The sequence below is a fragment of the Geobacillus sp. Sah69 genome, from assembly GCF_001414205.1.
Classification (GTDB): Bacteria; Bacillota; Bacilli; order Bacillales; family Anoxybacillaceae; genus Geobacillus; species Geobacillus stearothermophilus.
On the sequence record NZ_LLKS01000013.1, the window covers coordinates 1 to 7,218 of the forward strand.

Consider the following 7,218-nt stretch of genomic DNA (forward strand, 5'->3'; position numbering starts at 1 on the left):
ATCGGGACCCGCGCCAATTGGTGAAGTTGGCGGGCCTGACGCTCAAGGAGAACTCCTCCGGCCAGCGCAAAGGGCAAAAGCACATCTCCAAACGGGGACGGAAACGGTTGCGCTCGGTGCTGTTTCGGGCGGTGATTCCGCTGATCCGGCACAACGAGGCGTTTCGCGAGCTGCATGAATATTACACGACCCGCCCCGTCAACCCGCTGACCGGAAAGCAATCCATCGTCGCCTTGTGTCGGAAGCTGTTGAATGTGYTGTTTGCGATTTGTACGAAGAAACAAGCGTTTGACGCGGAGCGAATGAAACAGGACGTCTTGTCCCAGGTGCAACGGGCGGCCTAAGGCCTCCCCCTGCGAACGGAAGAATCGTTGGACAACGAGATGACACCGGAGAAGCTGGCGTGATTTCATCCATTCGACCTTGAGTCCCTAAAGGAGCTTGGCCGGCCTCCGCCTGATGACGAGACCGAACGAGGGAATGTTGGCGCGAAGACGCCCGGAGACATGGGAGGGTTCGTCCTCATCAGCGACGCGGAGATCCAAAGGGTGCATCGAATATGCTTCCCCCCACGGCAGGAAAATATCCCCAGCCGTGGCCGCGAAGCGCACCCTAGGTCTGTAAGATATCCACAAAACTGAAAAAGGATGTAAGGGATTTTGTCGAAAAATATTTTTTGGACACCCCTGAGGGGCCGAAAAGCCTTGATACATCAACATTTCTAGAGGGAGAGAACCGTATGGAAGTACAGTATCAACAAATCTCACCTAAAGCGATGAAGGTGCGCAATTTAAATGAACTGATTACATCACTCATTTCCCTTGTCGTTATAACTGGACTTTATTTTTGCACAGATTATTTTAACTGGTGGAACTGGCTACGGTATGTTTGGATCGCCCTGTTTATCATTACTATCATTGGTATTCCGTGGACGTATTTTGTAAGCTCACCGATATACTATAAAACATTTCGATACGGGCTAACGGATGATTTTTTATACATTAAAAGCGGGGTTTGGACAAAAGTGGAAGTTGTAGTGCCGATGACAAAAATACAATCCATTGAATTGATTCAAGGCATCATTATGCGAAAATATGGTGTCCACTCCATTGAAATTAAAACGATGCAAGGCGGCGTTACCATTCCACATATTGAGGAAGAAGTTGCCATAAAGCTCCGCGATGATATTTCGAAGCTTGCCCGTTTAAAGGAGCTTGATGAAAGATGACGTTTCGCTATTCCAAGCTAAAACTATTCTATGACATGCTAGACCTTATCAAAAACAATCTGTTTATACTGTTCATTTTATTCCTAAATGCAGGTAGTAACTCTATGTTCATGAATATTGTGCAATGGGGTGCGATTGCGGTTTTCGGATTCAGTTTCCTGTTTCGCATCTATGAGACATTATTTACTAAAGTGGTATTTGCTGAAGATGGTATTCATATACATAAGGGCCTATTTTCTAAATCAGAGCAATTTATACCGCGCGAAAAATTTGAGAATGTGCAAACGCAGGCAAATGTTTTGCAACGATTATTTGGCGTACAATCGATCACAATGGAAACAGGTGAAGCGACTAGCGATGTGACATTGAATTTGTAAGCAAAGCAGATTGCATCAAGATAGAGGATTATGTTTTACGAAATGGGAATCAAGAGAAACAGGTTGGGGAAGCCATCCATGGATCTGAACGTCAAGTTCTTTTTACTACTACCATTCGTGATATTTTGAAAGCGTCCCTTTTGTCTTTCAGTTTTTTAGCCATCATTCCTATTGGCTTAAATATATGGTCAGATGTACATCCAGAGAAATACATTAATGTAGATACGGTGATGTCTCATCTTTCAGGATGGCTGCTCATCTTGCTCGTCTTACTTGCCGTATTCGCAGCTGTCGGTATCGGCGTCTTTAAAACGTTTAATAGCTACTATCAATATACCATTTCAATGGACAATGAACGCATTTATGTACAAAAAGGCTGGCTTTCTAAACAAAGCTTTTCCATTCGTAAAGACAAAGTACAAGCGGTCATTTACAAACAAAACGGCTATCAAAAGTTGCTCGGTGTGACAACCATTAAGCTGATTTCAGCAGGGGAAATTTTGCCGAGTGAGGACCAAAACCTTAATGAATTTTTCCCGTACTTACCGACGGAAAAAGCACATGAATTAATAGCCATCATGCTGCCAGAATTTCAACTGCGTAGTATGACACATTATGCATCCCCTAAAGCAAAAAAGTTGATTTGGCTTCGGCCGCCTATTTTTGCAAGCCTCGTTGCTGCCATTGGATTTTGGAAACCACTTTTCTTTATTCTTGGTGCGATTGTGTTGGTGTTTACTTATATCAACCGCATTCGAGAATACCGTCATACAGCGTTTCGGTTAGAAGATACACATGTGCAGCTTCGCTCAGGTGCCTTTACAGTAGAAACACTCGTAACGAAACGCGCAAAGTTGCTTGAATTGCAATTTGAGCGTTCTTTGCTACAGCGAATGTTTGGTGTCATGAGTGTAAAACTGACCAATCGTGCACACCCGGTTCACGTAACAACGTTATTAGATATCGATTCTTCTCTACAGCCGTTGATCACCTCTTGGTTTGAAGCGCGCACAAAAGATGTGGAGATTGATCCACATTCACAGTACAGTTCTTTAAAGCAAGAGGCTTGTCCGATTCCTTCTTACGTTGAAGTGAATAGCAAATAAATCACCTACCAGCAGCATATGAAATGATGCTGCTTTATTTTTTCAAAAACATCATGATAGTTAACCATTTATATCTTAATTGAAAAGGAAGCATCCAATCAGATCGATGCCCTGCTATCAAAATCAAACGAAAAATGCTTCGGTACCAAAATGGCACGACCGTCATTTGAGTAAATGCTATAAAAAACGAAAAGCTTGAAATCCTTGATATATGCAAGGATTTCAAGCTTCCCACTTTAGTGATTCCGACTGGGCTCGAACCAGCGACCTCCACCCTGCCAAAATAGAAAGGGGAAAAACAAGTGAGTTAAATACGTAAAATGAGTTAAATCGAATTAAAATGCGTCTTGAAAATACGCGATATTTCAAGGTTTTTCTGTTTAAGAGAATTAATAAAAATTAAATAAATTAATTTTGTTAAAGTGCCTCTTGTGCAGATTTTGTGCAAGTTTTGTGCAGATTTTTCTTCGGTGTGTAGTATGTGATTCACCTTAGTGATTTAAGATGCAAAAGATAGCACTGATATTTTTATTTCCAGTGCTATTTTTGTTTACTAATTCCACATGGATGAAGTGGATAGGATAAATATTCCGTTCCCGGAAACATGATAAACATTTATTCTAATTTTGGCGTCGCGGAAAAATATTGCTCAAATACCATGATAGAACAATGTATATCGATCAGTTTAAGGTAATTCGTTCTAATCCTTCTCTATCTAAAACAATGATTTTCCGATGACCTTTAACCTCAATAAGTCCTTCCTCTTGAAATGCCGTCAGCTTTCTGCTTAAAGTTTCTTGGCTCATACCCAATAGAGAAGCGAAATCCCCTTTGGTCATATTCAGGTGTACCACTTTATTACCCGCGGACATATCTAATAGTACACGGGCCAATCTTTGTTCTACTGTATTAAGGTTGATTGTTTCAATAAGACTTTCTGCTCTTTCCAACCGTTGGCTCAACTCTTCCAATACTTTAAAGGCAATGGATGTGTACTTCTTCATAAGCTTTTTTAGCTTTTCCCCTTCAATGATGCACATCGTTGTAGGTTCCAAAGCCACTGCATTCTCTGTCAAAGACAAAGGGCTAAAAAGGGAAAGTTCCCCCATAAATTCACCGGGGCCAATCACTCGAATGACCTGCTCTTTACCATTGGCGTTAAGCCTGGAGATCCTTACTCTCCCAGAACGGATAACATAAAGCTTGCCCCCTTTATCGCCAGCACTGTAAATCATTTCATTCTTCTGAAAAGTTTTGCTCCTTGTTATGGCGGCAACTTCTAGCATTTCTTCTTTGGTTAAACTACTGAAGATCGGAACTAGCTCTATGCAATTTGATTGATCCTTTGAATGGCAGTGGCAATCCATTGAGTATCCCTCCATTATCTAGATCTCTTTGATTTTCGACATCAACTAGGATTATTATACCATCCAAGGAGAAGGCACTCTACGATGTTTCACGTAGGGTGCCTTAAGTCTTATTTGGTCCTTACTTGAGATTTTTTAACTTCATATCCCAGTGCAACGATGGCGTTTTCGATCGTTTCTATAGAAAGTTTTTCTTCGTCAAAGTCTAATTTTACTTTGCTTGAGTTAAATAAAACATTAACACTTTCCTTATCTACACCCTCTAAAGATTTTACTGCGTTCTCAATTTTTTGTATACATGATGGACAAGTTAATGTTTCTAATTGAATCGTTGCTTTTTGCATAGTTTATCTCTCCTTTTAACCCATTTTTTAGTTTTTTACGTTTTTTGGATGCTCACTGAAAATATGTTCGTAATCGTGAAAGGAACGAGTGGCATTCTCCGACAATTTAGTCTCATATCATTAGGAGAAGACGAACAATTTTTCAATAACTTTACTTAAAAATCACTGTTTCACAAAATATGAGTAAGAGCTGTTTTTATTTACTAAACTTAATTAATCTCTTAATTTGTACCGAAGGAGTCTCATACCATTTAATATTACAACTAAGATACTAACTTCGTGTACCAACATACCAATCGACATGTTCATCCATTCGCTGAAAAATACGCTGGCAAGTAGTACTAATACAACTCCGACTGCGATAATAATATTTTGACGCATGTTATTGGCTATTGCTTTAGCTAGACCTAATGCATGGGGCAAGCGGCTGAAGTCTGAATTCATTAAAACTACATCTGAAGTTTCAATAGCTACGTCTGTACCACTTCCCATAGCAATGCCGATATTTGCAATAGCTAGTGATGGACTATCATTTACTCCATCTCCGACAAATGCAACAATCTGACCTTCAGCTTGCAACTTTGCAATATAAGCTGATTTATCTTCTGGCAACATGTGTCCATGTGCTTCTGTCAATCCTAGCTCGCGTGCTACTAAATCAACTGTTCCTTGGTTATCTCCTGAAAGAACTATTAGACTTTTAACTCCTAAACTTTTTAGTTTTTGAAGATCCTCTTTTATACCCGGACGAATTGGATCACGAATTCCCATTAATGCTTTTAATTCACCATCAACTGATGTTAGGACAAGTGAGTTGCCTTTTTGTTCAAATTGAGCAATATCTTCACGAACTTTTTCATTTAAAGGAACTTTTTCTTGTTCCATCAGGGCGACATTACCAACTACGACTCTATGGCCGTCTACTTGTGCGATGATTCCGCCACCTTTGACAACTTCTGTATTTTTAACAGTATGGAGCTTAGTACTTCCAATATATTCTACAACTGCTTTAGCTAACGGATGGTCTGATTCCCTTTCAACACTTGCAAGGTAAGATAATACTTTATCAATGTCGTTACCATAAAATTCTATATCTACTACTTTAGGGTTTCCTATTGTTAATGTGCCTGTTTTGTCAAATACTATTGCATCAACTTTACTAAAATCGTTGATGACTTCGCTACCTTTTAAAAGGACACCATTTCGTGCTCCATTCCCAATTCCTGCAACGTTAGACACTGGTACACCGATAACCAAAGCTCCTGGGCACCCTAGAACTAATATTGTTATTGCTAGTTCAATGTCTTGGGTAACAAGCCATACAATAATCCCAAAAACTAAAACGGCCGGAGTATAATACTTTGAGAATCGATCAATGAAACGTTCAGTTTCTGATTTTGAATCTTGAGCTTCTTCAACCAACTCGATAATTTTACTAAAAGTAGTATCTTCGCCAACGCGATCAGCAACAATTTGAATCGTACCATTTTCTAAAATCGTTCCGGCATATACTTGAGCATCTTTCTTTTTACTCACTGGAACAGATTCGCCGGTAATGCTGGCTTCATTAATATAACCTTCTCCTGTTAAAACTGTACCATCAACAGGTACCCTGGCCCCAGTTTTGACAAGTAAAATGTCGCCTACGTCTACTTCATCTATTTCCACTTCTTCAAACTTGCCATTTTCCATCAGTTTTAAAGCTCTTTGTGGTGCTATTTCAGTTAATTCTTTAATTGCAGAACGTGTTTTATTCAACGTGCGTTGTTCAAGGAAAGCTCCGAATAAGAATAAGAATGTAACAATAGCTGATTCTTCAAAGTTTTTAATTAAAAATGCCCCGGTAACTGCGATAGTAACTAAAACATCAATACTAACAACTTTTACTTTTAAAGCTTGATACGCTTGAATCGCAATAGGTGCAACCCCTAATACGGAAGCGAAAATCAAAGCCCAGTGAAATACATCTACATTTCCAAAACTTAGTTTGCTTATAAATGCAATTACAATTAATATTCCGCTAAGTAATGTTATAAAATTTTTCTTACTTAATATAAATCTTTGCATGTTTTCACCACCTCTCTGCTAAATTACAATTACTCCCGATTAAGCATAAATAACATCTTGTACACTGTTTCATAACTTTGACATTCACCAATTGGAACTGTATAGTTATCTGTAACTTTATGCAACTTGGCAAATTCCATCTCTAATTCAGGTCTTGCCGATCCAACCTTTTTACTTTTGCATTGATTATGTCAAATAGTTGACGTACTTCATAAAATTCCTCGTGTTTACCATGAACCCATGCTCCAAGGTTGGAAAATGTTTTTCCCTAACTTCGTTCAACCTTAATTGTTTAGATATATTTGCTTCTTTCTTCCTTACTAAATTTTTCTTTGTCATGTTAATTTCATTTTACTAGGAGTTTAAAAAACTTCATTTGCCCTAAGTCAAAATTTGAAAAAAAAAATTAATCCATAGAACACGAGTGTTGATTATCCAAAATTATACATACGCCTTCCATAAATTTGGGCATACTCAAACAAAGCAGCGGCCATCCCGGATTTCCAATCGAGAGGAAGCTGCCCAGAGAAAAAACGGCGAACGAACGAAATGAAGGAAAGAGAGACGTTCGTCTGTTTTTTGGTTTGATCATACAGCCATCGCAGCAACACATACGCGATGAACGCCGCAAACAGTTGGTTGTATACCGCATTTTCCGTCGTGCCAAACAAGGTCGGGACATTCAGATATTGCTTCACCCAACGGAAAAAGACCTCAACAGTCCAACGT

At 39.3% G+C, this 7,218-nt stretch carries 8 protein-coding genes; 4 read left to right on the forward strand and 4 right to left on the reverse strand.

What is annotated here, in order from left to right; genetic code table 11:
- The 4 genes from AP057_RS01390 to AP057_RS17675 all read left to right on the forward strand — a co-directional run.
- Positions 1–344, forward strand: a 344-nt coding sequence (locus AP057_RS01390) for a transposase (RefSeq protein WP_152968852.1), incomplete at its 5' end; no start/stop codon positions are given.
- A 395-nt stretch (positions 345–739) separates the two neighbouring features.
- Positions 740–1,228 (forward strand): PH domain-containing protein, encoded by a 489-nt coding sequence (locus AP057_RS01395; protein ID WP_055357889.1) that lies wholly within the window; start codon positions 740–742, stop codon positions 1,226–1,228.
- A gap of 110 nt (positions 1,229–1,338) precedes the next feature.
- The gene (locus AP057_RS17670) at positions 1,339–1,605 is read left to right on the forward strand and encodes a PH domain-containing protein (protein ID WP_235468430.1); all 267 of its coding nucleotides are present in this window, start codon (positions 1,339–1,341) and stop codon (positions 1,603–1,605) included.
- Between the two features lie 260 nt (positions 1,606–1,865).
- Positions 1,866–2,711, forward strand: a complete 846-nt coding sequence (locus AP057_RS17675; RefSeq protein WP_235468432.1) for a PH domain-containing protein — start codon at positions 1,866–1,868, stop codon at positions 2,709–2,711.
- 680 nt (positions 2,712–3,391) lie between these two features.
- Here the strand turns inward: AP057_RS17675 and AP057_RS01405 are convergent.
- From AP057_RS01405 to AP057_RS01420, 4 genes are all read right to left on the reverse strand, one after another.
- Entirely contained in the window at positions 3,392–4,078 is a 687-nt protein-coding gene (locus AP057_RS01405; protein ID WP_082432183.1) for a Crp/Fnr family transcriptional regulator, read from the reverse strand.
- 110 nt (positions 4,079–4,188) lie between these two features.
- Entirely contained in the window at positions 4,189–4,422 is a 234-nt protein-coding gene (locus tag AP057_RS01410; protein WP_055357891.1) for a heavy-metal-associated domain-containing protein, read from the reverse strand.
- A gap of 213 nt (positions 4,423–4,635) precedes the next feature.
- Positions 4,636–6,489 (reverse strand): heavy metal translocating P-type ATPase, encoded by a 1,854-nt coding sequence (locus AP057_RS01415; protein WP_055357892.1) that lies wholly within the window; start codon positions 6,487–6,489, stop codon positions 4,636–4,638.
- Between the two features lie 431 nt (positions 6,490–6,920).
- On the reverse strand, positions 6,921–7,218 hold a 298-nt coding region (locus AP057_RS01420), incomplete at its 5' end, for a transposase (RefSeq protein ID WP_152968853.1).

What these genes read in the sequence shown, in the direction of transcription:
- AP057_RS01410 (WP_055357891.1), bottom strand. Translation starts at nt 4,422, where the DNA reads ATGCAAAAAGCAACGATTCAATTAGAAACATTAACTTGTCCATCATGT.
- AP057_RS01415 (WP_055357892.1), bottom strand. Translation starts at nt 6,489, where the DNA reads ATGCAAAGATTTATATTAAGTAAGAAAAATTTTATAACATTACTTAGC.
- AP057_RS01395 (WP_055357889.1), top strand. Translation starts at nt 740, where the DNA reads ATGGAAGTACAGTATCAACAAATCTCACCTAAAGCGATGAAGGTGCGC.
- AP057_RS17670 (WP_235468430.1), top strand. Translation starts at nt 1,339, where the DNA reads ATGAATATTGTGCAATGGGGTGCGATTGCGGTTTTCGGATTCAGTTTC.
- AP057_RS01405 (WP_082432183.1), bottom strand. Translation starts at nt 4,078, where the DNA reads ATGGATTGCCACTGCCATTCAAAGGATCAATCAAATTGCATAGAGCTA.